The organism is Streptomyces beigongshangae, from assembly GCF_019710745.1.
GTDB classification, from domain to species: domain Bacteria; phylum Actinomycetota; class Actinomycetes; order Streptomycetales; family Streptomycetaceae; genus Streptomyces; species Streptomyces beigongshangae.
In genome coordinates this window covers 143,435-169,160 of sequence record NZ_JAHKJW010000016.1, presented here as the reverse complement: position 1 = coordinate 169,160, position 25,726 = coordinate 143,435, and the positions used below count along the sequence as shown (strand labels likewise).

At 73.8% G+C, this 25,726-nt stretch carries 20 protein-coding genes and 2 pseudogenes; 11 read left to right on the top strand and 11 right to left on the bottom strand.

Going from position 1 to position 25,726, the window contains the following annotated elements:
• Positions 1-1,384, top strand: a 1,384-nt coding sequence (locus KM933_RS15235; RefSeq protein WP_221352356.1) for an outer membrane protein assembly factor BamB family protein, incomplete at its 5' end; no start/stop codon positions are given.
• A gap of 38 nt (positions 1,385-1,422) precedes the next feature.
• On the opposite strand, the pseudogene KM933_RS40485 reads toward KM933_RS15235, so the two are convergent.
• Positions 1,423-1,863: pseudogene (locus tag KM933_RS40485) on the bottom strand (Scr1 family TA system antitoxin-like transcriptional regulator); the annotation flags it as partial.
• 134 nt (positions 1,864-1,997) lie between these two features.
• Complete coding sequence (locus KM933_RS15225) at positions 1,998-2,363, bottom strand: YybH family protein (RefSeq protein ID WP_221352351.1); 366 nt, start codon at positions 2,361-2,363, stop codon at positions 1,998-2,000.
• 98 nt (positions 2,364-2,461) lie between these two features.
• Here KM933_RS15225 and KM933_RS15220 point away from each other — a divergent pair, with 98 nt between their 5' ends.
• Positions 2,462-3,355: a LysR family transcriptional regulator gene (locus KM933_RS15220; RefSeq protein WP_221352350.1), complete on the top strand. Its 894-nt coding sequence runs from the start codon at positions 2,462-2,464 to the stop codon at positions 3,353-3,355.
• A 94-nt stretch (positions 3,356-3,449) separates the two neighbouring features.
• Here KM933_RS15220 and KM933_RS15215 read toward each other — a convergent pair whose 3' ends face one another.
• From KM933_RS15215 to KM933_RS15205, 3 genes are read right to left on the bottom strand one after another with little or no spacing between them, the layout of a single operon-like run.
• On the bottom strand, positions 3,450-4,220 hold the full coding sequence (locus KM933_RS15215) for an enoyl-CoA hydratase/isomerase family protein (protein ID WP_221352348.1): 771 nt from the start codon (positions 4,218-4,220) through the stop codon (positions 3,450-3,452).
• Positions 4,217-4,666, bottom strand: a complete 450-nt coding sequence (locus tag KM933_RS15210; RefSeq protein ID WP_221352346.1) for a Zn-ribbon domain-containing OB-fold protein — start codon at positions 4,664-4,666, stop codon at positions 4,217-4,219. Before KM933_RS15210 ends, KM933_RS15215 begins: the two co-directional genes overlap by 4 nt.
• A 41-nt stretch (positions 4,667-4,707) precedes the next feature.
• Positions 4,708-5,871, bottom strand: coding sequence for a lipid-transfer protein (locus KM933_RS15205; RefSeq protein ID WP_221352344.1), 1,164 nt, complete (start codon positions 5,869-5,871; stop codon positions 4,708-4,710).
• 131 nt (positions 5,872-6,002) lie between these two features.
• Here KM933_RS15205 and KM933_RS15200 point away from each other — a divergent pair, with 131 nt between their 5' ends.
• Positions 6,003-7,700 carry a fatty acid--CoA ligase family protein gene (locus KM933_RS15200; protein ID WP_221352342.1) on the top strand — a complete coding sequence of 566 codons (1,698 nt, stop codon included), beginning with the start codon at positions 6,003-6,005 and terminating at the stop codon, positions 7,698-7,700.
• A gap of 61 nt (positions 7,701-7,761) precedes the next feature.
• Here the strand turns inward: KM933_RS15200 and KM933_RS15195 are convergent, their stop codons facing one another.
• From KM933_RS15195 to KM933_RS15185, 3 genes are read right to left on the bottom strand one after another with little or no spacing between them, the layout of a single operon-like run.
• Entirely contained in the window at positions 7,762-10,440 is a 2,679-nt protein-coding gene (locus tag KM933_RS15195; protein WP_221352340.1) for an ABC transporter permease, read from the bottom strand.
• A gap of 4 nt (positions 10,441-10,444) precedes the next feature.
• Complete coding sequence (locus tag KM933_RS15190) at positions 10,445-11,212, bottom strand: ABC transporter ATP-binding protein (protein ID WP_221352389.1); 768 nt, start codon at positions 11,210-11,212, stop codon at positions 10,445-10,447.
• A 32-nt stretch (positions 11,213-11,244) separates the two neighbouring features.
• Positions 11,245-11,532: a hypothetical protein gene (locus tag KM933_RS15185; RefSeq protein ID WP_260333565.1), complete on the bottom strand. Its 288-nt coding sequence runs from the start codon at positions 11,530-11,532 to the stop codon at positions 11,245-11,247.
• A gap of 198 nt (positions 11,533-11,730) precedes the next feature.
• On the opposite strand from KM933_RS15185, the pseudogene KM933_RS15180 reads away from it, so the two are divergent.
• From KM933_RS15180 to KM933_RS15170, 3 genes and pseudogenes are all read left to right on the top strand, one after another.
• Positions 11,731-13,120, top strand: a pseudogene (locus KM933_RS15180) (sensor histidine kinase).
• Positions 13,108-13,767, top strand: a complete 660-nt coding sequence (locus KM933_RS15175; RefSeq protein WP_221352338.1) for a response regulator — start codon at positions 13,108-13,110, stop codon at positions 13,765-13,767. The pseudogene KM933_RS15180 and the gene KM933_RS15175 overlap by 13 nt, the downstream one beginning before the upstream one ends.
• 242 nt (positions 13,768-14,009) lie before the next feature.
• Positions 14,010-15,293 (top strand): serine hydrolase domain-containing protein, encoded by a 1,284-nt coding sequence (locus KM933_RS15170; RefSeq protein ID WP_221352337.1) that lies wholly within the window; start codon positions 14,010-14,012, stop codon positions 15,291-15,293.
• A gap of 136 nt (positions 15,294-15,429) precedes the next feature.
• On the opposite strand, the gene KM933_RS15165 is transcribed toward KM933_RS15170, so the two are convergent.
• The 3 genes from KM933_RS15165 to afsR all read right to left on the bottom strand — a co-directional run bounded on the left by KM933_RS15165 (position 15,430) and on the right by afsR (position 19,260).
• Positions 15,430-15,582, bottom strand: coding sequence for a hypothetical protein (locus KM933_RS15165; protein ID WP_221352335.1), 153 nt, complete (start codon positions 15,580-15,582; stop codon positions 15,430-15,432).
• Positions 15,583-15,765: 183 nt separating this feature from the next.
• Positions 15,766-16,077, bottom strand: coding sequence for a hypothetical protein (locus KM933_RS39320; protein WP_260333564.1), 312 nt, complete (start codon positions 16,075-16,077; stop codon positions 15,766-15,768).
• A 216-nt stretch (positions 16,078-16,293) separates the two neighbouring features.
• Complete coding sequence (gene afsR, locus KM933_RS15155; RefSeq protein ID WP_221352332.1) at positions 16,294-19,260, bottom strand: SARP-family global regulator AfsR; 2,967 nt, start codon at positions 19,258-19,260, stop codon at positions 16,294-16,296.
• Positions 19,261-19,484: 224 nt separating this feature from the next.
• On the opposite strand from afsR, the gene KM933_RS15150 reads away from it, so the two are divergent.
• From KM933_RS15150 to KM933_RS15130, 5 genes are all read left to right on the top strand, one after another.
• On the top strand, positions 19,485-20,714 hold the full coding sequence (locus KM933_RS15150) for an amidohydrolase family protein (RefSeq protein ID WP_221352330.1): 1,230 nt from the start codon (positions 19,485-19,487) through the stop codon (positions 20,712-20,714).
• Positions 20,715-20,779: 65 nt separating this feature from the next.
• Positions 20,780-21,685 (top strand): LLM class F420-dependent oxidoreductase, encoded by a 906-nt coding sequence (locus KM933_RS15145; protein ID WP_221352383.1) that lies wholly within the window; start codon positions 20,780-20,782, stop codon positions 21,683-21,685.
• A 75-nt stretch (positions 21,686-21,760) separates the two neighbouring features.
• A complete protein-coding gene (locus KM933_RS15140) occupies positions 21,761-22,579 on the top strand; it encodes an SDR family NAD(P)-dependent oxidoreductase (RefSeq protein WP_221352329.1) in 819 nt (272 codons plus the stop codon).
• A 149-nt stretch (positions 22,580-22,728) separates the two neighbouring features.
• Positions 22,729-23,847 (top strand): LLM class flavin-dependent oxidoreductase, encoded by a 1,119-nt coding sequence (locus KM933_RS15135; RefSeq protein WP_308013402.1) that lies wholly within the window; start codon positions 22,729-22,731, stop codon positions 23,845-23,847.
• Positions 23,848-23,938: 91 nt separating this feature from the next.
• Positions 23,939-25,669, top strand: coding sequence for an N-acyl-D-amino-acid deacylase family protein (locus KM933_RS15130; protein ID WP_221352327.1), 1,731 nt, complete (start codon positions 23,939-23,941; stop codon positions 25,667-25,669).
• Positions 25,670-25,726 lie beyond the last annotated feature (57 nt).

Below are 25,726 nucleotides of genomic sequence, written 5' to 3'. Positions count from 1 at the left end.
GCGCCTCGCCGGCGCCCGGGTGCCGATCGGGCCGGGGCCGCGCGTCGCCGACGCCCGCGCGGCCGCCGTGAAGGCGCCTCCGCCCGAGGCCGGGCTCGTGGCCTCCTGGTCCCGGCCGCGCCCCGGCGTGAACGGCGGTGCGATGGCGGCCGGACCCGTCCCCGGTTCAGGCCCTGTCCCCGGTTCCGGACTCGTTCCCGGTGCCGTCCCCGGCCCGGGTGCCGTACCCGCGCAGCCCTCCGCGGCGGACGGTGGCGCGTCCTGGCGGCCGTGGCGCTTCCGCATGTCGAACGACGTGTGGGGCACCCCCGCCGTCGCCGGTGACCTGGTCTACGTCACCTCCTTCGAGGTGCACGCGCTCGACGTGGCCACCGGCCGGCGCCGCTTCAAGACGCGGGACGTCGCCTGGTCGATGGCGGTCGCCGACGGCCGCGTGCACGCCTCCGACGGACCGACCCTCTTCGCGCTGGACGCCCGCGAGGGCACCGACCTGTGGCGGCTGCCGACCGACGCCTGGGTGTACTCGCTCAAGGCCGACCGCGGCACCGTCGTCACCGGCACCCGGGGCGGCGGCGTACAGGCGTGGGAGGCCGCCAACGGGCAGAAGCTCTGGGAGATCACCGGCGCCCAGACCGACTTCGAGTCGCCCGAGGCCGGTCCGGCGATCCACGACGGCACGGTGTACGTCTGGAAGGACGCCCGGCTGCGTGCGCTGGAGGCCCGTACGGGCGAGGAGCGCTGGTCGTACCCCATCGGCGACGCGGCCTCCTGCGGCGGGGTGCCGGTCCGGATCACGCACGCCGACGACGGGTACGTGTACGTGTCGGCGGGCACGCGGGTCCTCGCCGTGGACATCGCCGGCGGGCACGTGCGCTGGCACTTCGAGGCACCGGCCGTCTTCCTCAGCCCGCCGGCCTTCGTACCGGGCCCCGCCGTCACGGGCGGCGGGGTGTACCTCGCCGACTACCTCGGCACGGTGTACGCCCTCGACGCCACGGACGGCCGCGACCGCTGGCGCATCGCGACCGAGGCCCGTTCCTCCGTCGACCCCGTCCTCGTCTCGGCCGGGCACGTCCACGTGGGCAGCGGCAAGGGGCTCTACACCCTGGACGCGGTCACCGGTACACCCAAATGGCGCTTCCAGGCGGGCGGCGACGTGGTGGGCGCGCCGGCGGTGGCGGAGGGCCGGATCCACTTCGGCTCGACGGACCACCTGCTGTACACGCTGAAGGCGGACGACGGCCGTCTGCGCTGGAAGCTGGCCACGGGCGGGGAGATCACCGGGTCGCCCGTCGTCAAGGACGGGGTGGTGTACGCGTGCAGCAAGGACCGCTGCGTGTACGCGCTGGACGCGGAGAAGGGAACGGGGACGGCCCGTTCCTGAACGGTTGCCTCCCCTGAGACCGGTGGGGCCGGATCGGCTCAGCCGGTCCGCTCCGCGGCGTACCCGACGAAGGCCGCCCAGGCATCCTGGGTGACGGCCAGTCCGGGGCGGGCGGAGTTCTTGAAGTCCCGTACACGGACGGTGCAGGAGCACACAGCGATTTCCACGCAGTCACCGCCCTCGCCGCTGCTGTGGCTGCTCTTCGTCCACGTCACCGTCCGCGCGTACTCCTCGGCCTGCAACAACCCTTTCACCACATGGGTGTCGTAGGCGTGCAGCTCGACCGCCTCCACCTCCAGTCTCGCCGCATCGTGGAAGAAAGCCGGGTACTGCGCCCTGGCAACCTCCTCCTTCATCTCCTGCAGGACACCACCCGCGTCCAGCAGTCCGTCCACCACGTCGATGAACCGGGGCGGCGGTACCCGGCGCCCCTGCTCGTACGCCGCGATCGTCGACGCTGGGTACCCGGTCCGTGCTCCGAGGCCGGTGCCCATGCCCACCAGCACCTTCAACGATGGCGGCGGCCTCAGCGCCGTGCGGGATCGTGACCGGCCCATGTAGGGCGCGCCGAGCAGTTCGGGGCCGGGCCCGTGAGGGGGCCAAGTCGCCGGTTTCAGCGGGCGGGCGGGGCGAACTCGGGCTGGTCGAGCAGGCGCAGCCAGCTTCCGTCGGGCTGGCGCCTGACGACCTGTGCCCGCGCGCCGGTCCCGTCTCCCGGCGGGGTCGAGGTGAGGGCGATGTCACCGCTGACCAGCGTCGGCAGCGGCTGTTCCGGCTCGAAGCGGGGGCCGTTGGACAGCACCTTCTGCCACAGTGCGTGGATCGCGCTCCGCCCCACCGTCCGTTCGCCGGGCGGGTAGGCCAGCACCGCGTCCTCCTCGTAGAGCGCGGCGACCCCGGCCGCGTCACCGGCGTTGGACCGTTCGACGAACAGACGGGTGATGTCCTCGGGCCGCATGGCCTTCTCGTACTCCGGCACGGGTTCCTCCTGGCGTCGGGTTCCGGTGCTTCCCAGCGTGGTCGTCCGCCGGTCAGAAGTCCAACAGATGGTTTTTCTGCGAACTAGAATCAGCGGTTATGGAACTGAGGCAGCTGGAGTACTTCGTCGCGGTCGCCGAGGAGCGGAGCTTCACGCGTGCGGCCGAGCGGGTGCACATCAGCCAGTCCGGCGTCAGCGCCCAGATCCGCCGGCTCGAACGGGAACTCGGTGCCGAGCTGTTCGACCGGTCCGCCCGCTCCGCCACTCTCACCGTCGCGGGGAAGGCGGCGCTCGGACACGCCCGCACCGCACTCGCGGCAGCCGGGGCGGTCGGCCGGGCCGTGGACGAGGTGACCGGCCTGGTCCGGGGCCGGCTCACCGTCGGGATGGTCGTCGGCTGCACCCTCACCCCGCTGTTCGACGCCCTCGCCGCGTTCCACGAGGCGCATCCCGGTGTGGAGATCTCCCTGCTGGAGGACCGCTCCGACCGGCTCGTCGAAGGGGTGCGTGCCGGCGCCGTCGACGTGGCACTCGTCGGGGCCGCGGCCGCCCCCGAGGGGCTGGACGCGCTGACCCTCGTCAGCGAACGGCTCGTCGCGGCGGTCCCGGCCGGACATCCCCTGGCGGAACAGCCGGAGGTCACCCTGCGCGACCTGATGGCCCACCCGATCGTGTGCATGCCGCCCGGCACGGGGCTGCGCGCGGTGTTCGACCGGGCCTGCGCCGCGCAGGGCCTCCAGCCCGTGATCGCGCTGCAGGCCGGCGCCGCGGACGCCATCGCGGGCCTCGCCGCCCGCGGACTCGGTGTCGCCGTCCTCAGCGACTCGATGGCCGCCGACCACCGCGACCGCCTCACCGCCCGCACCGTCGTCGATGCCGTGACACCGGCGCTGCTGGCCCTGGTCTGGAGGAACGCGGACAACCCGGCGGTGCGCGAGTTGCTCGTGCACGGCAGGCGGGCGTTCGCGGGCTTTCCGGGGGCGCGCCGGTAGAGGCCGTCCAGCGGCTTCACCGCCGGGCGGTGAAGCCGCTGGACGGTGCCCCGGAGCGCCGGACGGTGACCGAAGCCGGACCGTGCCGATCGGCTCAGCGGGTCCGGAAGTCCGCGCGGCGGGTGTCGAACAGCTCCGCCTGCGCCGCGGGCGGCAGGTTTCCGAGTGAGACCAGGTGGGGGGCCTGGGACAGGGCCGCCGTGCGGGTGGCCTCCTGGGCGGACCACAGGGCCCGGACCGTGCCCCGCACCGCCTCCGGCGGGTACGACGCGATGACGGTCGCGCAGCGCACGGCGGCCGGCAGCGCCCCGCCCGGCGCCGTCACCTCCGACACCAGCCCCACCTCGTACGCCCGCCGCGCCGAGACGCGTTCGGCCGTGCCCATCAGCGCCATGCGCGCCACCTCCCCGAAGGGCGTGCGCTGGGCCAGGTAGACCGACTCGTACGCGCTGACCATGCCGTACGTCGTGTGCGGGTCGAAGAACGTGGCCGTCTCGTCGGCGATCACGAACTCCGCCTCGCCGAGCAGGTAGAACGCCCCGCCGCACGCCATGCCGTTCACCGCGGCGACCACCGGCTTCCACAGGCCCGCCGCCTTCGGCCCGACCGCCGCGAGCGGGTCCTCCACCATGTACGGCGACCCGGGCTGCGGCACCTCGGCGCCGCGGTCCAGGCCCGTGGAGAAGGCCCGCCCGCCCGCACCGGTGAGGACGACCGCCCGTACGGAGTCGTCGTACCGGAACCCGTCCCAGGCCGACCTCAGTTCGGCGACCGTGGCCAGGTCGAGCGCGTTGAGCCGGGCCGGGCGGTCGAGGGTGACGACGGCGACCCCGGTGTCCTCGTCGGCGGCGATCCGCAGGGTCATGACCGCTCCAGCGTCCAGCGGGGCGGCCGGACGGCCCCCTCTTCCAGTTCCTTCGGCTCCCTCGGGAACACCACCTGCACCCGCGCCCCGATCCTGATCCGCTCCCGCGCGACGGAGTCGAGCCGCGCGTCCGGCCCGGCGACCAGGTTCCCCACGAGCCGGATGCGCGGCGCCTCCGCCAGCTCGACGACGATCACGTTGTACGGGGCCTGCGCCGCGTAGTCGGGCAGCAGCGGCGGATGCGGGATCACGTACGACCAGATACGCCCTCTGCCGCTCATCCTGCGCCACTCCGCGGCGAAGGAGTGACAGTGCGGGCAGCAGGGGCGGGGCGGGAAGCGGAGTTCGCCGCAGCCGGGCTCCGCGCATGCCTGGACGCGCAGTTCGCCCCGGGCGGCGTACTCCCAGAAGGGGGTGCCGTCGTCGTCCACGACGGGTGTGAGCATGGGAGTTCCTCCTCGGCTCGGCGAGCATGGTCCGGCAGACGTCAGTTCCGCAGGAGCAGGGCCGACGTCGGGACCCCCTCACCCGCCGTGACCAGGCAGGTCGCGGCGTCCGGCACCTGCGCGGTGCTGGTCCCCCGGAGCTGCCTCACGCCCTCGGTGACGAGGTTGAAGCCGTGGACGTACGCCTCCGAGAGGCCGCCGCCGCCCGTGTTCAGCGGCAGCCGCCCGCCGATCTCCAGGGCGCCCCCCTCGGTGAACGCGCCGCCCTCGCCCCGGCCGCAGAAGCCGTAGCCCTCCAGGGAGAGCGGGACGAGGGACGTGAACGCGTCGTAGATCTGGGCCACGTCGACGTCCTCCGGGGTGAGGTCGGCGTGCTTCCAGAGGTGGCGGGCCGCCGTCCAGGCGGGGCCGGTCAGCGGGTCGTCGTTCCAGTAGTTGACCATCCCGTGGTGCTGGGCGGGCAGGCCCTGGGCGGCGGAGTGCACGTACACGGGCCGGCGCCGGCAGTCGCGGGCCCGTTCGGCGGAGACGACGACGCAGGCCAGCGCCCCGTCCGTCTCCAGGCAGTTGTCGAAGAGGCAGAGCGGCTCGCTGATCCAGCGCGAGGTCATGTACATCTCCCGGGTCAGCGGTCTCTCGTACATGATCGCCGCCGGGTTCTGGTTGGCCCGGTTGCGGCAGGCGAGGGCGACGTTGAAGAGGTGGTCGCGGGTCGCCCCGTACTCGTACAGGTAGCGGCGGGTGAGCATGGCTATCTCGTCGACGGGGCGCAGGAGACCGAAGGGGCGCGTCCACTGGGCCGGGGTGGGCAGCTGGACCGCGGTGTTCCGCCACGGCCTCGGTCCGCTGCCCCGCTTCCGGGACCGCCAGGCGACCCCGACCGTCGCCTGGCCGGTGGCGACGGCCGCCGCCAGGTGCGCGACGGTGGCGCAGGAACCGCCGCCCCCGAAGCCGACCTTGGAGAAGAAGCTCAGGTCGCCGAATCCGACGGCCTTGGCGAGCTCCACCTCGTCGGTCTCCTCCATGGTGTAGGAGGCGAGCGCGTCGACCTCGGCCGGAGAGATCCCCGCGTCGTCGAGCGCGGCCAGGACCGCCCGGCACGCCAGCGCCTTCTCGCTCTCCGGGAGCCGCTTGGCGAAGGCGGTCTGCCCGATCCCGACGATCGCGGTGGCGTCCTTGAGTCCCGCTGTCCGGGTGCCTGCCATGAGCACACCTCCACGCCGGTCCACCGATACCGATGCTGACAGGGCGTCAGGCTACAGCTAATCTGACGGACAGTCAGCTAGCGATCGGCCGGCCGGTGAGAGGCCGGCCGGGCGACGGTGGGAGGCCCGCTGTGCGCGGTGACTTGGAGTGGGGCACGATCCCGGGACTCGTACGGGCGGCGGCCGGGCGGTACGCCGACGTGGAGGCGGTCGTCGAGGGCCGTACCCGTGTCACGTACGCGGAACTGGGCGCCCGGGTGGAACGCGCGGCGGCGGCCTGCGTCGCCAACGGCGTGGAACCCGGCGACCGGGTGGCGGTCTGGGCGCCCAACACCCTGGACTGGATCGTGTCCTCGCTGGGCGCGGTGTCGGCGGGCGCGGTCCTCGTCCCGCTGAACACCCGCTTCAAGGGGACGGAGGCCGTGTACGTCCTCTCCCGGAGCCGGGCGAAGCTGCTGTTCGTGACCGGCACGTTCCTCGGGACGTCGTACGTGGCGTCACTGCGGCGGGCCTGCTCCGGGGGAGGAGCCCGTTCCGGGGACTCCGGGGACTCCGGGGACTCCGGGGACTCCGGGGACTTCGGGGACTTCGGGGAGTCCGGAGGCTCCGGGAAAGGGGGCGGCGCAGCCCCCGGTCCCCTCCCCGGGCTGCCGTGGCTGGAGCAGGTGGTCGTCCTGTCGGACGACGCCCCGGCCGACTTCCGCACCTGGAAGGACTTCCTGGCGAGCGGGAACGCGGTCGAGGCGGCGCGGGTGCGGGGACGGGCCGCGGCACAGGACCCGTCCGCCCCCTCGGACATCGTCTTCACCTCGGGCACCACGGGCCGCCCCAAGGGCGCCGTGATCACCCACGCCCAGACCCTGCGGGCGTACGACGTGTGGTGCGAACTGGCGGGCCTGCGCCGCGGCGACCGCTATCTGATCGTGAACCCCTTCTTCCACACCTTCGGCTACAAGGCCGGCGTCCTCGCCTGCCTCATGCGGGGCGCGACGATGGTTCCGCAGCCGGTCTTCACCGTGGACACCGTCCTCGCGAACGTGGCCGCGGAGCGCATCTCGGTGCTCCCCGGCCCACCCACGCTCCACCAGTCCCTCCTGGACCACCCCGGCCGCGACGCGTACGACCTCTCCTCCCTGCGCCTCGTCGTGACCGGCGCGGCGGTCGTGCCGCTGCGCCTGGTGGAGCGGCTGCGGACGGAACTGGGCGTGGACACGGTCCTCACCGCCTACGGCCTCTCCGAGGCGAGCGGGATCGTCACGATGTGCCGCCGCGGGGACGAACCCGGCGTCGTCGCCGCCACGTCCGGCCGGGCCGTTCCCGGCACCGAGGTGAAGGTGGTGGACGCCCGGGGCCGGACGGTCGCCCCGGGCGTCCGGGGCGAGGTCCTGGTCCGCGGCTTCACCGTCATGCGCGGCTACTACGAGGACGCCCGCGCCACCGCGGCGGCCATGACCGCGGACGGCTGGCTGCGCACCGGCGACATCGGCGTCCTGGACGACGCGGGCAACCTGCGGATCACCGACCGCATCAAGGACATGTTCATCGTCGGCGGCTTCAACGCCTACCCGGCGGAGATAGAACAGCTCCTCGGCCTGCACCCCGGCGTCGCGGACGTGGCGGTGGTCGGCGTCCCGGACACACGGCTCGGCGAGGTCGGCAAGGCGTACGTCGTACGGCGGCCGGACGCGACGCTCACCGGCGACGACCTGATCGCCTGGGCCCGCCGCAAGATGGCGAACTACAAGGTGCCCCGGACGGTGGAGTTCCTCGGCGCACTGCCGAGGAACGCGAGCGGGAAGGTCGTCAAGGGGGAGCTGCGCGGACGCTGACGGGCCGCCCGCCGGAGGTGCGTACCTCCGGCGGGTGGGCTCCCCGGCGAGCGGGCCTGTCCTACTCGCGGGCGGACAGCGCGTCGGCGGGGGCCGTGCGCAGGGCCTGCCGGGTGGGGAGCTCGACCGTGACGAAGGCCGTGCAGAGCACGGTCAGCGCGACGGCGGGCAGCAGCCACACCGGGCCCGCGGGCCAGGGCCGGTCCAGGAAGCCGATGCCGAGCAGCGCGAGGGGGATCACGGACAGCAGCACCCCGGTGGCGAGCGCGGCGACTCCGATCACCGCGGCCTCGCGGCGCATCATCGCGAGGATCTGGCGCGGTGTGGTGCCGTTCAGGCGGAGCGTGGCGATCTCGCCCCGCCGCTGGGCCGTCGTCGCGACGAGCTTGTTGGCGATGCTGAGGAGCAGGTAGCCGAGGAGTACGACGATGGTCGCCAGGTTGATCCAGACCTCCGGCGGGGCGTCGTCCAGCCCTTCGCCGGAGCCGGAGCCGGAACCGGTGCCGGTGCCGGTGGGCTCCAGGACCAGGCCGGGGCGGTCCGCGGCGAGGGCGGCGAGAGCGTGCCGTGCGGCGTCGGTGCCGTCGGTGCGGACGAGGACGCCCTGGTCGAGACCGGCGGTGGTGTGTCCCGCGGCGAGGTCGTGGGAGAGGGCGACCGGGCCGAAGCCGAGGCCGCGGTCGTACACGGCGACCACCTCCGGGCTGACCCGGCTGCCGTCGCCGAGGACCAGGGTGATCCGCCGGCCGACGCCCGCGTCGCGGGAGCGGGCGACGTCGGCGCTGACGGCGACCGTGTCACCGGTGAGCCGGTCCAGGCTGCCGTCCCGTACGCCGAGGTCCAGGACCCCGGGCGCGGCCGGTGTCAGGATCATCGCCGAACTGGCCTCGACCTGCGGGTCGCCGAACATCTCGTAGCTCCACACGACCGTGGTGTCGCCGACCGGGGCGGCCGCCCGCACGCCGTCGGTCCGGCGGACGGCGTCCAGGGTGCCGGTGGGCACCCCGCCGAGCCCTGGTGCGCCCAGGCGCTGCTGGGCCAGGGTGCCGGTGTCGGTGTCCCGCGCGGTGGCGCTCATGACGGTCGTCTGGGCCAGGGTGTAGGTGAGGACGAACACGACCGCCATGGCGAGGGCGCTGACGACCCCCGAGAGCCGCAGGGCGTAGCCGCGGACGTTGGCGACCGCCAGCCAGGTCGGCGCCGTGACGCCGGGGCGCAGCCGCCGGGCCGCCGTGTCACCGATGCCCCGGACCAGGGCCGGTCCGGCCAGGGCCAGGCCGATCGCCCCGAGGATGCCGGCGATGGAGGTGGCCGTCGCGCCGAGGACCGTCCGGCTCAGCAGCGGCACCGCCGAGAGCGTCGTGGCACCGGTGATCAGCAGCAGCCCGGCACGGGTCCGCGTCCTCGACGGGGTACGGGGTTCGCTGCGCGACTCGGCGACCGCCTCGGTGGCCGGCATGCGCGAGGTGCGCCACGCGGCGGCGCGGGCCGACACCTGGACGCCGATGCCGAGGAGCAGGACGGTGGCGAGCGCGGGGAGCGGGCCGTACGTGAGCGGCAGGCCGTCCGGGGTCACCCCGCGGTCGACCAGCATCTCCCGGAACCGCCCGGCCAGCAGGTAGCCGAGCGCGACGCCGGGTACGGCCGCCACGGCCGCGATCAGCGAGGCCTGCGCGGCCGCGAGCCGTCTGATCTGCCGGGGTGTCGCGCCGACGGCCCGCATCAGGGCGAGGTCGCGGCGCTGGCCGCCGATGGACACCGCGAGCGCGCTCGCCATCACGAACCCGACGATCAGCAGGATGACGCCGGAGAGCGAACCGGCGAGCAGGACCAGCAGGGAACGGGCCGCGCCCGCGCCGGGGGAGGCGATGTCCCCGCGCGCGGAGCCGGTGGAGACGATCAGACCGGTGCCCTCGCCGCCTTCCCGGTCGACGGTCCTGCCGCCTTCCCGGCCGGCGCCCTTGTCCTCCTCCCGGCCGGCCTTCTCGATCGTCCTGCGGGCCGCGGCCGCCACCGGGGCCTCGGCTCCGGGTTCGGTGCGCAGGCCGATCAGGTCCACGGTCCCGGCACGCCCGCCGTCGACGCGTCCGGCGTCGGCACGCCCGCCGTCGGTGCGCCCGGCGTCGACGCGTCCGGCGAGCCGCAGGGCCGTCGGGTCGGCGAAGAGGATCCCGGCGTCCGGGGCGTCCACCACCGCCGTCACGCGGTACGCGGCGGCGGCCCGGCCTGCCGCGACGACGTCCACCCGGTCGCCCACCCCGACACCCGCGGCCCCCGCCGTCGCGCTGTCGAGGGCCACCTCGCCGGTGCCGGTGGGCGCGGAGCCGTCGATCCCGGGGTCCTCGAACAGCTTCGTCGAGGACCAGCCGTGCCCGGCCGCCTTCGGGTCCCCGGACGGTACGACCCGGCCGCCGGCGTCGATCACGGCGGCCGGGAAGCCGACGTCGCCGACTGCGGCGGTGACACCGGGCAGCCGGCCCAGCCGGTCGACCAGCCCGGCCGCGACCGTGGCGCGCTCCGGGAGCGCGATCGGCAGGTCACCGCCCGGACGCAGGTTCTGGTCGGCGGAGACTACGACGTCCGCGCCGGCGAGCCGGCCGGCCGGCAGCTGGGAGCGGATGCCGGACTCGGCCAGCACCCCGGTCCCGGTGATCAGCGCCGCGCCGCCGAACACCGCGCACGCCACCGCCAGCAGGGCGGTGATCCGGTGCCCGGCCATGCGGACCGCGAGATGCAGCATGGTTCTAGACCTCTCCCAGCTTGACGAGGCGGTCGGCCAGTTCGAGGGCGGTGGGCCGGGCCAGGGTGTCGACCACCCGGCCGTCGGCCATCACCAGCGCGTGGTGCGCCTGGGCGGCGGCCCCCGGATCGTGGGTGACCATCACCACCGTCTGGCGCAGTTCGTCCACGAGTTCGCGCAGCAGGCCCAGCACCTCGTGGGCACTGCGCAGGTCCAGGGCGCCGGTCGGCTCGTCCGCGAACACGACGGCGGGCTTGGCCACCAGCGCCCGTACGATCGCGGCCCGCTGCTGCTGGCCGCCGGAGAGCTCGGCGGGCCGGTGCGACAGCCGGTCGGCGAGGCCGACCCGCTCGACCAGCGTCCGCAGCCACGCGTGGTCGGGGGCCCGCCCCGCCAGCCGCAGCGGCAGGGTGATGTTGTCGGCGACGCTGAGGGCGGGGACCAGGTTGTATGCCTGGAACACGAATCCGATGTGCTCGCGGCGCAGTTCGGTGCGGCGGGTCTCGTTCAGCCCGCTGATCTCGCGGCCGCCGATGCGGATGCTCCCCGAGGTGGGGGAGTCCAGACCGGCGGCGCAGTGCATCAGCGTGCTCTTGCCGGACCCCGAGGGCCCCATCACGGCGAGGAAGGTGCCGTGGTCCACGGTCAGCGACACGTCGTCGAGGGCGCGGACGCCTCCCGCATACGTCTTGCTGACGTTCGAGAGCGCGATGGCCGGGGCGGGGGCGGGGGCGGGGGCAGAGGTGGAAGTGGAAGTGGAGGAGGACTGCACCGCCGGGTGGCCGGCTCCCGTGGGGAAGCCGTTCACCGACGGCCCCGCAGGTGGCGGGTGACGAGCACCGTCGCGCAGAGCGCGGTGACCGCGCCGCAGACCAGGTGGATCTGGGTGGCGGCGCCGCCGAGCGAGGCCGCCATGTTGCCGACCGTGCTGATGACCAGCACCAGCCACAGGGCCGTACGCACGACGTCGGACCGGGTGACGCCGTCCCCGGTGGCGCCCAGGGCGCCCTGGTTCCTCTGGCCCGTGCTCCGTGTGCCGCCGTCGAGGTTTCCTGTTCCGCCGTCGAAGCGGTAGGGGTCCGTGGTCGTCATCGCTGTCCCTCTCCGGGTCGTCGCGCCGGCCCCGGTCGGGCCGCGCCGTCACCGTCGAAACTACGGATCCGGGCCCCGGGCGGCCGAGCCCGCCAGCAGCCCGGATGGGGGTACAGCAGGCTGTACCTCTACGCTCCTCCTCTACAGCGGAGCGGCCGCCCGGACCGGGCTGCCGGGGAGCGAGAGGGGAGTCCGCCGATGCCGACCTCCACCCGGCACGACGAGCCGGCCGAGGGCGGTGAGGCCCAGGGCGGCACGGCCCAAAGCGGCGGGGCCGAACGCACGGCCGGTGCGGACCGGCCCGGTGTGCGGGCCGCGGTGTCCCGCGCGGGCGGTGCGGCCCTCGCCGCGCTGGGGGAACTCGTCGGCGGACTCGGTACCGCGCTGCTGGCGCTGTTCGTCCTGGTCTGGACGGCCGTGACCGCCGTGACGTCCCTGGCGGGCGTCGGACTGCTGCTGGCCCCGGCCGTCCTGCGCGCCCTGCACGCGCTCGCCGGCCGCGAACGCCACCGGCTCGGCAGGCGGGGCCCCGAGGTCGTCGGCCCGGACCCGGCGCCGACCCGGCTGCGGCTCGCCCTCGTCGACCCGACCACGCGGCGGGAGCTGCGCTGGCTGGTCCGCCACGCCTCACTGGGCCTGCTCCTGGGCCTCGGCGGCGCGCTGCTCCCGGTGCTGGCCGTGCGCGACACCGCGTTCCCGCTGTACTGGAGGCTGCTGCCGGAGGGCGCGACCAGTACGTCCCTGGGCATCGGCGTCGCGGAGACCTGGGCCGACGCGCCGGCCGCCTTCCTGCTGGGGCTCGGCTGGACCGCCATCATCCTCGGCCTCGCCCCCGGTATGGCACGGCTCCAGGCGCGGCCGGGACGCACCCTCCTCGCGGCCGGGCCCGACACGGACCTGTCCCTGCGCGTCGCGGAGCTCACCGCGACCCGGGCCGCCGCCCTGGACGCCCACGCCGTCGAACTGCGCCGCATCGAGCGGTCGCTGCACGACGGCACCCAGAACCGGATCGTCACCGTCACCGTACTGCTCGGCGCCGCGCGCCGCATGGTCGCCCGCGACCCGGCGGGCGCCGAGGAACTCCTGGAGCGGGCCCAGGGCGCCGCCGAGCAGGCGCTGTCCGAGCTGCGCTCGGTGGCCCGGGGCATCCTGCCGCCCGTACTGGCCGACCGGGGGCTCGCCGGTGCGCTCACCGGACTCGCCGCGAGCTGCCCGGTGCCCTGCCGCATCGACGTCGAGGCGCCCGAGCGGTGCGCCGCGTCCGTGGAGGCGACCGCGTACTTCGTGGTGGCCGAGGCGCTGACGAACATCGCCAAGCACAGCGGGGCGCGGCGGGCGTCCGTCACGGTCCGCAGCCGCGGCGGCCGGCTGCACCTGGGCATCACCGACGACGGCCGCGGCGGCGCCGACGCGGAGGGCGGCTCCGGGCTCACCGGCANACGACGGCCGCGGCGGCGCCGACGCGGAGGGCGGCTCCGGGCTCACCGGCATCCGCGACCGGATCGCGGCCCACGACGGCACCCTCGAACTGGCCAGCCCGCCCGGCGGCCCGACGACCCTGAAGGTGGAACTGCCATGCGGATTGTGATCGCCGAGGACGACGCGCTGCTGCGGGAGGGGCTCGCGCTGCTGCTGCGCGCCGAGGGCCTGGACGTGGTGGCCACGGCGGACACCGCCGACGGCGTCCTCGACGCCATCGACATCCACGAGCCGGACGTCGCCATCCTCGACGTACGGATGCCGCCGACGCACACCGACGAGGGGATCGTCGCGGCCGTCGAGGCCCGGCGCCGACGGCCCGACCTGGCGGTCCTCGTCCTCTCGGCGTACGTCGAGCAGTCCTTCGCCACGGAGCTGCTCGTCGGCGGGGTCACCGGGCTCGGCTATCTGCTCAAGGAGCGGGTCGGGCGGGTGGAGGAGTTCCTGGACGCGCTGGGCCGGGTGGCGTCCGGGGGGACGGCCATCGATCCGGAGGTCGTCGCGCAGCTCTTCACCCGCAGCCGCCAGGACACCCGTCTGGAGCGGCTCAGCCCGCGCGAGCGCGATGTGCTCGGGCTGATGGCGGAAGGGCTCGGCAACGGGGCCATCGCCGAGCGGCTCGTCGTCACGGAGGGCGCCGTCCACAAGCACATCCGCAGCATCTTCGCCAAGCTCGACCTGTCACCCGCCGATCAGGTGGACCGGCGGGTCGCGGCGGTGCTGCGCTACCTCGACGACGCGCGTCGTCGCACCTGACGGGGCATCAGTACGCATATATTGCCCCGTGCCCGCACCCGCGCCGGCCGGGGTCGGGCACAGGCCGGGGTCAGGCGCCGGCCGGGACCGGGCGCCGGGCGGTACAGCAGGCACCGTCCGTGCCGGGGCGAAGGCACCCCCGGCAGCCGGCCGGCCTGCTTGATCGTCGTGTCCGGCCGGAATTCCCAGCGTGGTGGTCACACCGCGACGGCGGCCCGACCGATACGCGAGGAGCGCGACCGATGAAGACCGGACTCACCGCCCGTGTGGCAGTCACGGCGCTGGCGACCGCCCTGGCCGGAATCGCCCTGACCCTGCCCGCGGCGGGCGCGACCGGGTCCGCAGCCGGGTCCGCGACGGGGTTCGCAGTCGGATCCCCGGCCGGATCCGCGGCCGCGCCGGCGCACCACGGGACGTACGCCCCGCCGCACGGCACACCGCAGGGACGTTCCCCCGCTCCGACGCACGGCGGCAGGACGCTGCAGGCGCACGTGGACGCGGTCTTCAGGACCGGACCCGTCGGCGTCGTGGCGCTGTCGGCCGGCCCGCGGGGCTCCCGGCACGCCACCGCCGGGCTGGCCGACCGGGCCACGGGCGACCCCGCGCGCCCCGGTGACCGGTTCCGGATCGCCAGCACCACCAAGACGTTCGTCGCCACGGTGATGCTGCAACTCGTCGGCGAGGGACGCGTGTCGCTGGACGACACCGTGGAGCACTGGCTGCCCGGAGCCGTGTCCGGCAACGGCAACGACGGTGGCGCGATCACTGTGCGGCAGCTGCTCCAGCACACCAGCGGACTGTTCGACTACGCGGCGGACCTGCCCGTGTTCACGAGTACGGACGGCTACCGGGCCGACCGTTACACCACCTGGACCCCGGAGCAGCTGGTCGCCGTCGCGACGGAGCACGTGCCGAACTTCGCGCCCGGCGAGGGGTGGGGCTACTCCAACACCAACTACATCCTCGCCGGAATGATCATCCAGAAGGCCACCGGGCACAGCTGGGAGCGGGAGGTCACCGCGCGTGTCATCCGCCCGCTGGGCCTGCGCGACACCACCGCCCCGACGACGTACCCGCGGATCTCCGGACGCCATCTGCGCGGCTACTCCAGCTTCGGGGAGGACCGGGCGCCGATCGACGTCACCGACCTCAATCCCACCGCGGGCGGTGCGGCGGGCGCCATGATCAGCACGACGGCCGACCTGTCCCGCTTCTACCGGGCGCTCCTCGGCGGCCGACTGCTGCGCCCGGCGGAACTGGCGCTGATGAGGACGGCCGTACGGGCCCCGGAACTGGACCGCGGCTGGCCCGGCGCACGGTACGGCCTCGGCCTGATGGAGGTCCCGCTGTCCTGCGGCGGGACGTACTACGGCCACGGCGGCGACCTGCCCGGCTACACGACCCGCAACGGCGTCAGCGGGGACGGCCGCCGCGCGGTGGTCCTGCAGGCCACGGGCGACGGCTCGGCGGACTGGTCGACGCAGGAGACGGCGAACGCCTTGATCGACGACGAACTCTGCACGTGAGGGCGCCCGGTCGGCCGATGCGGCCACGGTCACGGCCACGGCCCCGGTCCCGGACACTGCCAGGGTCACGGCCACCGCGCCGGGCATGACGAAGGGCCGAACCGGATCGGCTCGACCCTGCTCGGCCAGTGCTGCGTCAGGGAGTGACGGCGTCCGGCGGTGCGACGGGCATGCTGTTGTCCGGCGGTGCGACGGGCATGCTGTTGTCGGCCGGTGCCGGGCTCGCAGCCGCGGCCGCTATGCCGAGCATCAGGGCGGTCGTGGCGAGAACTTTCTTGATACGGCTCATCTCTGCTCCTGGTGGGAGGGGAGTTCCGGACGCAAGTGACAGTAGGAAGAGAAGACGCGCGTTCGAAAGAATCGAACAATTTGCGCCGTCGATTGACCTGAACCCCTTCCGCAGACAGACCTCGGCCGCGGTGGCTCCCCCTCCGCGCCACCGCGGCCGAATCCCCCGTCGGGAGAAAGGTCTTTACTTGTTGTCCAGGCCGAACGCCGGGGGCGCCGGCATCGGGTTGTCCAGCGTCGTGACGCCACCCTTGGCGGGCCCGCTCGGCATCGGGTTGTCCAGCGTGACGGCGTCCGGCTCCTTCGACGGCGTCGGCATGGGGTTGTCCATCGCCACGGCGTCGGGTCCGGCCGGCGGGACGGGCATGGGGTTGTCCATCGCCACGGCGTCGGGTCCGGCCGACGGCGTCGGCATCGGGTTGTCCAGCGTGGTGAAGGTCTCGTCCTTGACCGAGTCGTCCGGCAGAGTCGCGTTCGTGTTCTTCTTGTCGCTCATGGGGTTCACTCCCTCTGAATGTGATGACGACTGAAGAACGCCCGTCCGGAGGCTCCCCCGAGGGCCGCCGGACGGGCGTTCGGAGCCGCAGACTAATGGTCGGGCTCCTGGTCAGACCGTCTGCCCCCCGACGCGACGGTGTGACAGTTAGAGAGTGACGGGCGGAGATAAACGAATGCTGAACGTCTGCATCCGCCCTGCTGGGAGTCCCGCCGATCAGGCCGCCGTGGCCGGTGAGAGCAGGGCCCGTACTTCCTCGGCCTCCACGGCATTGCTCTGTTCGTAGAGGTTGAGGGCCTCGCGCCAGCAGGCCGTCGCCCGGTCCACCTGCCCCAGGACCGACAGGGCCCGCCCCAGGAGTGTCAGGACGTTGCCCCGCATACGGTCGCCGCCGATGCACCTGAGCGCGAGCGCCTGTTCGGCATGCTGGGCGGCCTGCGCGGGACGACGGGCGGCCAGGTGCACCTCGGCGATGCGGAAGTGCGTGGTCCCTTCCCAGAGCCGCTGCCGGTGGTCGCCGAGGATGCCCAGGGCTTCGGAGAAGTGTCCCAGCGCCTCGGGGTGCCGGCCGGCCATGTGCAGGGCGATGCCCACGGCGTAGTGGCTGTTGGCGAGGCGTACCGTCCGCCCGAACTCGGCGTGGATCGCCACGCCGCGCTGTGCGATCTCCACGGCCTTGGTGACGTTGCCCATGCCCAGGTGGGCGCGGGAGAGGTTGCACAGGCTCGTTGCTTCGAACGGCCGGTTGCCCGCCGCTCGCAGAAGCTCTATGGCCTGGTCGAAGAAGCCCTTGCCGTCCGCGGGGCGGCCCTGGTGCAGGCAGATGAGTCCCCGGTTGTTCGCCACCCAGCTGATCGCGGTGGCGTCCTGTGCGGAGCCCGCAAGTCCCATGGCGAGCTGCGCCTCCTCCTCCGCCTGCTCGATGCGGCCGGAGACGAGGAGGACGTCGGTGAGGACCGTCCGGGCCCTGCCCTCCGCCCTGCCGTCCCCCGAGACCCGGGTGGCGTCGCACATCGCCCGCGCCGTCGTCTCGTACTGGTGCGAGTTGGCCCCCGACTCGGTGAGGTCCTTGGCCGCCCACAGCAGGTCCACCGCCCGCCGCAGCCGGTCCGTCCCCGCCGCCTGCCGTACGCACGCCAGCAGCGGCGCCGCCTCCGTGTACAGCCAGTCGAGCGCCGCGCTGCCGTCGGCGAAGCGCAGGCCCGGGTACTGCGTCGTCTCCAGGTGGTCCACCAGCCGGTCGCCGGGGCGCTCGATGGCGTAGACCCCGGCCGCCGTGGCCAGGTAGAAGTCGAGCAGGCGCGACAGCGCGGCGGCCCGCTCGCCCGGCGGCTGCTCGTCCCGCTCGGCGCACGCACGCGCGTAGAGCCGGACCAGGTCGTGGTAGCGGTAGCGGCCGGGCGCCGCCGACTCCAGCAGCGAGGTGTCGACGAGCGACTCCAGCACGTCCTCCGTCTCCTCGACGGACAGGTCGAGGACCGCGGCGGCCGCCGCCAGCGAGATGTCGGAGCCGTCCGCGAGGCCCAGCAGCCGGAAGGCGCGCGCCTGGGCGGCCTCCAGCTGCCCGTAGCCCAGCTCGAACGTGGCCTTCACCGCGAGGTCCCCGGCCTGGAGCTCGTCCAGCCGGCGCCGCTCGTCCGCGAGCTTCGCCGCCAGGACCGAGACCGTCCAGGTGCGCCGCGCCGCCAGCCGGGACGCGGCGATCCTGATCGCCAGCGGCAGGAAGCCGCAGGCCGCCACCACGTCCAGCGCCGACTGCCGCTCCGACGCCACCCGCTCCTCGCCGACGATCTTCGTGAAGAGCTGGAGGGCCTCCTCCGGCGACATCACGTCCAGGTCGACCAGGTGCGCGCCGGCCAGGTCGACCATCCGCACCCGCGAGGTCACCAGCGCGGCGCACCCCTCGGTGCCGGGCAGCAGCGGCCGCACCTGGGCCGCGTCCCGCGCGTTGTCGAGGAGCACCAGCACCCGGCGGCCGTCCAGCACCGAGCGGTACAGCGCCGCCCGCTCCTCCAGGGTGTCCGGGATGGCCGAGTCCGCGGTGCCCAGGGCGCGCAGGAAGGCGCCCAGGACCGCCTCGGGCTCGGCGGCCCGCGCGCCCGCGCCCTGGAGGTCGACGTACAGCTGCCCGTCCGGGAAGACGCCCCGCGACCGGTGCGCGACGTGGACGGCGAGCGTCGTCTTGCCCACGCCGCCGATCCCGGCCAGCGCGGACACCGCCATCACCCGGCCCTCGGAGGTCGCGAGCACCTCGCTCAGCTCGGACACGAAGGACGCCCGGCCGGTGAAGTCCGGGACCGTCGCCGGCAGCTGGGCGGGCCGCACCGGGGTGGCGGCGACCTCCGGCGGGACCAGCGGGGCCGAGGGTTCCGCGAGACCGGGGTCGGCCTGGAGGATGCGCTGCTGGAGTTCCTGGAGGCCGGGGCGCGGGTCCACGCCCAGCTCGTCGGCCAGCAGCCGCCGGGTGTCCGCGTACACGGCCAGGGCCTCGGCCTGGCGGCCCGAGCGGTACAGCGCCAGCATCAGCAGCTCGCGCAGCCGCTCCCGCAGGGGGTGGGCCGCGGTGAGCGCGGTGAGTTCGGAGACCGCCTCCGCGTGGCAGCCCTGTTCGAGGTCCATGTCCAGGCGGGTCTCGGTGAGCTGGAGGCGCCATTCGTCCAGCCGGGCGCGCTGGGTCTCCGCGTACGGACCCGGGACGCTCGCCAGCACCTCCCCGTCCCACAGGTTGAGCGCCTTGTTCAGCAGGGCGCGCGCGTGGCACAGGTCGCCCGCCGCCTTCGCCTTCTCCGCGTCGGCCGCCAGCTCCTGGGCCACCGCCAGGTCCAGGGTGCCGCCCGCGCCGCCCGGACCGGAGGCGTCGGAGAGCCGGATCGCGTACCCGCCCGACTCGCTGACCAGGACGCCGGGGGAGAGGATCTTGCGCAGCCGCGAGGCGTACGTACGGACCGCCGCCAGGGCCTGGGAGGGCGGCTCGTCACCCCACAGGGCGTCGATCAGCTCGCCCGCCGTGGCCGTGCGCCCCTCGCGCAGCAGCAGGGCGGCCAGCAGGGCGCGCTGCTGCGGGGACCCCGTGGGCAGCGCCTCCGCTCCGCGCCAGGCGCGCACCGGGCCGAGCACGCTGAAGCGCAGGGCCGCCGATCCCTCGGGACTCCGCTGCTCCGGCACTCCCGGTACACCGTCCATCGCTGTCCCCCTGCCGTACCGTCATGACAACCAGGCCAGTTTGCCTTGTTCATGGCGGATGCGTCAGCCGTGGGAGACGCCCATCACAGGCCGCCATGCCAAGTTCGGGCAACCCCTCCACAGGGTCGACACCCCGTCCTCGCAACCCCGCGGCGGCGCCCGGCATTCCGGAGACCGGCGCCCGCTGGCTGACGGACCGTCAGATCAGCGCTACCGTACGGCACATGGAGACCTTCCCGAAGATCATCTCGGTGGACGACCACACGGTGGAGCCGCCCGGCGTCTGGCGGGACCGGCTCCCGTCGAAGTACCAGGACAGGGGACCGCGTGTCGTGCGCGCCCCGCTGCGGGAGATGACCTTCCTCGGCGGGAAGTTCGCGCCCGTCATGGGAAACCCCGGGGACGACGGCCCGATCGGCGACTGGTGGGTCTACGAGGACCTGCACCGCCCGCTCACCCGGCTCGACACCGCCGTCGGGTACGACAGGGACGAGATCAAGCTGGAGGTCATCACGTACGAGCGGATGCGCCCCGGCTCGTACGACGTCCCGCAACGCCTCGCCGACATGGACGTCAACCACGTGCAGTCCGCGCTCTGCTTCCCGACCTTCCCCCGCTTCTGCGGCCAGACCTTCACCGAGGCGAAGGACCATGAACTGGGGCTCCTGTGCGTGCGCGCCTACAACGACTGGATGGTCGAGGAGTGGTGCGGACCCGAGGCGCGGGGCCGGCTGATACCGCTCACGCTGATCCCGCTCTGGGACGCGGAACTGGCCGCGCAGGAGGTGCGGCGCAACGCCGCCCGGGGGGTGCGCGCCGTCGCCTTCTCCGAGATACCCCCGCACCTGGGACTGCCCTCGGTTCACACGGACGAGTGGGATCCGTTCCTCGCCGCGTGCGACGAGACCGGCACGGTGATCGCCATGCACATCGGGTCGAGCAGCCGGATGCCCTCCACCTCGGCGGACGCCCCGCCCGCCGTCGGCTCCACCATCACCTTCGCCAACTGCTGCTTCTCGATGGTCGACTGGCTGATGAGCGGCAAGTTCGAACGCTTCCCGAACCTCCGGGTCATGTACGCGGAGGGCCAGATCGGCTGGATCCCGTACATCCTCGAACGCGCGGACGTCGTGTGGGAGGAGAACCGCGCCTGGGGCGGCGTCGCGGACAAGGTCCACCGCCCGCCCTCCGAGCTCTTCGCCGGGCACGTCCACGGCTGCTTCTTCGACGACGCCTTCGGGCTGCGGAACCTGGACGCGATCGGCGTCGGCAACGTCCTCTACGAGACCGACTACCCCCACTCCGACTCCACCTGGCCGGAGTCGCGCCAGGTCGGCGAGGCCCAGATGGGCCACCTCGACGCGGACGTCGTGGACCGCATCGTCCGCCGCAACGCCATCGACCTGCTGGGGCTGACGGAGGAGGGGCTGTGGGCGGCGGCGCGGCAGGGGTGAGGCGGGTGAAGGGGATTCCCGCCGACGGGCGACCGGTTCCCTCCGACGGGCGGCTGGCGTACGGGATGCAGCTCCCGGTCCAGTCGCAGAGCACCCTCTACGCCGAGGCGTGGGAGGCCGACGCCGGTCCGGACGACCTCGTGGAGATCGCCCGGACCGCCGACACCGCCGGCTTCGCGTACCTCGCGAGCTGCGACCACGTCGGGGTCCCGCGACGGCTCGCCGCCGCGATGAGCACCGTCTGGTACGACCCCGTCGCCACCCTCGCCTTCCTGGCCGGGGTCACCCGGCGGGTACGCCTGCTCAGCCACGTCGCGGTCGTCGGCCTGCGCCACCCCCTCGTCACCGCCAAGCAGTACGCGACCCTCGACCACCTCAGCGGGGGCCGGCTGGTCCTCGGGGTCGGCGCCGGGCACGTACGGGAGGAGTTCGAGGCGCTGGGGGTGGACTTCGAGCGGCGCGGGGCCGTACTGGACGAGTGCCTGGACGCCCTGCGGGCGGCGCTGGGCCCCGACGAGTTCCCCGCCCACCACGGGAGGCTGTACGACTTCGAGGGGCTCGGCCAGCGGCCCCGGCCCGCGCAGGAACGGGTGCCCGTGTGGGTCGGCGGGTCCTCGCCCGCCGCGGTGCGGCGGGCCGCGGTCAGGGGGGACGGGTGGCTGCCGCAGGGCGATCCGCGCGAACGGCTGCCCGAACAGATCGCCCGGCTGCTGAGGCTGCGCGAGGAGGCGGGGGCGGCCGGCCCGTTCACCGTCGGCGCGATCACCGAACCGCTGTACGTGGGAGGGGCCTCCTGGCGGGTGGGGCGGCGCACGCTCACCGGCACGCCGGAGGAGATCGCCGAGTCCCTGCGGGCCTACCGGGCGATGGGCGTGCACCAGATCCAGGTGCGGTTCCGCTCGCGCAGCCGCAGCGAACTGACGGACCAGATGGCGGCGTTCGGGGTCGGGGTCGCCCCGCTCCTCGGGTAGCGGGCGCGTTCCCGTCGTACGGGCGCCCTCGACCGAGGGGAGGGAGAGGGAGAGAGGGAGAGAGGGAGAGAGGGCATGGGCAAGTTGGACGGGCGGGTCGTGGTGGTCACCGGGGCGGCCCGGGGACAGGGAGAACAGGAGGCGCGGCTCTTCGTCGCGGAAGGGGCCGCGGTGGTGCTCGCCGACGTGCTCGACGAGCAGGGCGAGACCCTCGCCGAGGAGCTGGGCCCCCGGGCCCGGTACGTCCACCTCGACGTGGGCCGGGAGGACGACTGGGCCGCGGCGGTGGCCGTGGCGAAGGACGCGTACGGGAAGGTCGACGGGCTCGTCAACAACGCCGGCATCCTGCGCTTCAACGCCCTCGTGGACACCCCCCTCGACGAGTTCATGAGGATCGTCCGCGTCAACCAGGTCGGCGTCTTCCTCGGCATCAGGGCCCTGGCCCCCGAGATCGGGGCGGCCGGCGGCGGGACCGTCGTCAACACCGCCTCGTACACCGGTCTCACCGGCATGGCGTACGTCGGCGCGTACAGCGCGACCAAGCACGCGATCGTCGGCCTGACGCGGGTGGCCGCGCTGGAACTGGCGGCGCGGGGCATCCGCGTCAACGCGGTCTGCCCCGGCGCGATCGACACCGCCATGAGCAATCCGGCCCTGCTCGACCCGGCGACGGACCCCGGGGCGGACCCCGATTCGGACCTCGGGTCGGACCCCGGGGCGGGCGCGGAGGCCGTCGCCCGCTTCTACCGCAAGCTCGTCCCGCTCGGCCGGATCGGCAGGGCCGAGGAGGTCGCCCGGCTCGCCCTCTTCCTGTCCTGCGAGGACTCCTCCTACATCACCGGCCAGCCCTTCGTGATCGACGGGGGATGGCTGGCGGGCGTGAGCGCGGGGTGAGCACGGAGTGAGCGCGGGACGGGCGGACGCGGCGGCCCGGCGGCCCTTGACGCCTCACGGGGGCGGTGCAACAGTCGGCGGCAGGCAAACCTGACGGATCGTCAGTTTGTATGGGCGCGCACCAGAGGAACTGGGGACGGTGAACCTCCGTGGAATTCGGGCTCTTCGTACAGGGATACGTGGGCAAGCGGGCCGAGACCGATCCGCTCGCCGAGCACAAGGCGCTGATGGAGGAGACCGAGTACGTCATCCAGGCGGACAGGTCCGGCTTCAAGTACGCCTGGGCGTCCGAGCACCACTTCCTGGAGGAGTACTCGCACCTCTCCGCGAACGACGTCTTCCTCGGCTACCTCGCCCACGCGACCGAGCGGATCCACCTGGGGTCCGGCATCTTCAACCCGCTCGCCCAGGTCAACCACCCCGTCAAGGTCGCCGAGAAGGTCGCCATGCTCGACCACCTCTCCGAGGGGCGCTTCGAGTTCGGCAGCGGACGCGGGGCCGGCTCGCACGAGATCCTCGGCTTCCTGCCCGGCATCACCGACATGAACCACACCAAGGAGATCTGGGAGGAGACCATCGCCGAGTTCCCGAAGATGTGGCTCCAGGAGGAGTACCCCGGGTTCCGCGGCAAGCACTGGCAGCTCCCGCCCCGCAAGGTCCTGCCGAAGCCGTACGGGAAGTCGCATCCCGCCATGTGGTACGCAGCCGGGTCGCCGCCCTCGTACGCCATGGCCGCCCGCAAGGGGCTCGGGGTGCTCGGCTTCAGCGTGCAGAAGGTCTCCGACATGGAGTGGGTCCTGGAGCAGTACAAGACGGCCGTCGTCGAGGCGGAGCCGGTCGGGGACTTCGTCAACGACAACGTGATGGTGACGACGACGGCGATCTGCGCGCCCACCCACGAGGAGGCGGTACGGGTCGCCGCCGGCGGCGGGCTGCACTACCTGCCCTCGCTCGTCTTCCGCTACCACGACACGTTCCCGCGGCCCGAGGGGTTCCCCGTGTGGCCGGAGACGCTGCCCGAGTACACCGAGGAGCTGATCGAACTCCTCATCGCCGAGGAGCTGCTGATCTGCGGGGACCCGGACGAGGTGCTCACGCAGTGCAAGCGGTGGGAGCAGGCCGGGGCCGACCAGCTGTCCTTCGGGCTGCCGGTCGGGGTGCCGAAGGAGGAGACGCTCCGGACGATCCGGCTGATCGGCGAGCACGTCGTTCCGAAGATCGACACGGATCCCGTGCACCGGACCACGCGGTTCCGGGGGGCTGTCTGAGCTTCGGCGGCGGCTGCGGGCGCGTTGCGGCTGTTCGCACGGCTCCCGGCGCCCCAGAAAACAAGAAGGGGTTGACCGAGAAGGGGTTCTGGTGCTGGACCATCTGATCAAAGGCGTACGGGTCGTCGACGGGACGGGCGGGACCCCGTACCTCGCCGACGTGGGCATCCGGGACGGCCGGATCGCCGTCGTCGGGGAGGTGCGCGAGGACGCCCGTACGCGCGAGGACGCGCGCGGGCTCGTCCTCGCCCCCGGCTTCGTGGACCCCCACACCCACTACGACGCGCAGCTCTTCTGGGACCCGTACGCCACGCCCTCCCTCAACCACGGCGTGACGACCGTCGCGGGCGGGAACTGCGGCTTCACCCTCGCCCCCCTCAACCCCGCACGCCCCGGGGACGCCGACTACACACGGCGGATGATGTCCAAGGTCGAGGGGATGTCGCTGGTCGCCCTGGAGGAGGGCGCGCCGTGGAACTGGAGCGGCTTCGGGGAGTACCTGGACGCCCTCGAAGGACGTATCGCGGTCAATGCCGGCTTCATGGTCGGGCACTGCGCGCTGCGGCGGTACGTCATGGGCCCCGACGCGGTGGGCGGGCAGCCGGACGAGGAGCAGCTGGCCGCGATCGTCCGGCTGGCGCACGAGGCGATGGACGCCGGGGCCTGGGGATTCTCCACCACCCAGTCCTCGACCCACTCCGACGGCGACGGGCGGCCGGTCGCCTCCCGGCACGCGGGACCCGCCGAGCTGCTGGCGCTGTCGCGGGCGGTCGGGGAGCACGAGGGCACCCAGATCGAGGCGATCGTGGCCGGCTGCCTGGACCGGTTCAGCGACGCCGAGATCGACCTGCTGGCGCGGCTGAGCGCCACCGCCGGCCGGCCCCTGAACTGGAACGTCCTCACCATCGACGCCGCCGTCCCCGAGCGCGTGCCCCGGCAGCTCCTCGCGAGCGAGCGGGCCCGGGAGACGGGCGGCCGGGTCGTCGCCCTCACCATGCCGATCCTCACCCCGATGAACATGTCGCTGGGCACCTTCTGCGCCCTCAACCTCATCCCCGGCTGGGGCGAGGTCCTCGGCCTGCCCGTGCCCGAGCGGATCGCCAGGCTCCGGGACCCCGGCGTCCGGGCCGGGATGCTGCGGCGGGCCGACTCGAAGGAGGCCGGCGTCTTCCGCCGCCTCGCCGACTTCGGGCGCTACGTCATCGGGGACACGTACAGCCCGCAGAACAAGGGACTCACCGGACGGGTCGTACGGGACATCGCGGCCGAGCGGGGCCAGGAGCCCTTCGAGTGCATCGTCGGGATCTGCGCCGAGGACGATCTGCGTACGGTCCTGTGGCCCATGCCGACCGACAACGACCCCGACTCCTGGCGCCTGCGCCAGGAGACCTGGCGCCACGAGGACGTGCTGCTCGGCGGCTCGGACGCGGGCGCCCACCTGGACCGGATGTGCGGCGCCCCGTACACCACCCGGTTCCTCGGGGACTGCCTGCGGGGGCGGAAACTGGTGCCGCTGGAGCAGGCGGTGAAGATGCTCACGGACGACCCGGCCCGGCTCCTCGGACTCCGGGAGCGCGGCCGGATCGAGGAGGGCTTCCACGCGGACCTCGTGCTCCTCGACCCCGAACGCGTCGACGCGGGCAAGGCCACCCTGGTGCACGACCTGCCGGGGGACAGTCCGCGCCTGGACTCGAAGGCCGTCGGGGTCAGGGCCGTGTGGGTCAACGGCGTCGAGTCGATACGGGACGACGTGGTGACCGGGGCCGTACCCGGCAGGGTGCTGCGGTCGGGCCGGGACACGTACACGGTGGGCACGGCATGACGCGGCACCGGAACCCGAACCGGCACCGGAACCCGAACCCGAACCGGAACCCGGGGG

What these genes read in the sequence shown, in the direction of transcription:
- KM933_RS15220 (WP_221352350.1), top strand. Translation starts at nt 2,462, where the DNA reads ATGGAACTGAGGCAGCTGGAGTACTTCGTCGCGGTCGCCGAGGAGCGG.
- KM933_RS15215 (WP_221352348.1), bottom strand. Translation starts at nt 4,220, where the DNA reads ATGACCCTGCGGATCGCCGCCGACGAGGACACCGGGGTCGCCGTCGTC.
- KM933_RS15210 (WP_221352346.1), bottom strand. Translation starts at nt 4,666, where the DNA reads ATGCTCACACCCGTCGTGGACGACGACGGCACCCCCTTCTGGGAGTAC.
- KM933_RS15205 (WP_221352344.1), bottom strand. Translation starts at nt 5,871, where the DNA reads ATGGCAGGCACCCGGACAGCGGGACTCAAGGACGCCACCGCGATCGTC.
- KM933_RS15195 (WP_221352340.1), bottom strand. Translation starts at nt 10,440, where the DNA reads ATGCTGCATCTCGCGGTCCGCATGGCCGGGCACCGGATCACCGCCCTG.
- KM933_RS15185 (WP_260333565.1), bottom strand. Translation starts at nt 11,532, where the DNA reads ATGACGACCACGGACCCCTACCGCTTCGACGGCGGAACAGGAAACCTC.
- KM933_RS15175 (WP_221352338.1), top strand. Translation starts at nt 13,108, where the DNA reads ATGCGGATTGTGATCGCCGAGGACGACGCGCTGCTGCGGGAGGGGCTC.
- KM933_RS15170 (WP_221352337.1), top strand. Translation starts at nt 14,010, where the DNA reads ATGAAGACCGGACTCACCGCCCGTGTGGCAGTCACGGCGCTGGCGACC.
- KM933_RS15165 (WP_221352335.1), bottom strand. Translation starts at nt 15,582, where the DNA reads ATGAGCCGTATCAAGAAAGTTCTCGCCACGACCGCCCTGATGCTCGGC.
- KM933_RS39320 (WP_260333564.1), bottom strand. Translation starts at nt 16,077, where the DNA reads ATGAGCGACAAGAAGAACACGAACGCGACTCTGCCGGACGACTCGGTC.
- afsR (WP_221352332.1), bottom strand. Translation starts at nt 19,260, where the DNA reads ATGGACGGTGTACCGGGAGTGCCGGAGCAGCGGAGTCCCGAGGGATCG.
- KM933_RS15150 (WP_221352330.1), top strand. Translation starts at nt 19,485, where the DNA reads ATGGAGACCTTCCCGAAGATCATCTCGGTGGACGACCACACGGTGGAG.
- KM933_RS15145 (WP_221352383.1), top strand. Translation starts at nt 20,780, where the DNA reads ATGCAGCTCCCGGTCCAGTCGCAGAGCACCCTCTACGCCGAGGCGTGG.
- KM933_RS15140 (WP_221352329.1), top strand. Translation starts at nt 21,761, where the DNA reads ATGGGCAAGTTGGACGGGCGGGTCGTGGTGGTCACCGGGGCGGCCCGG.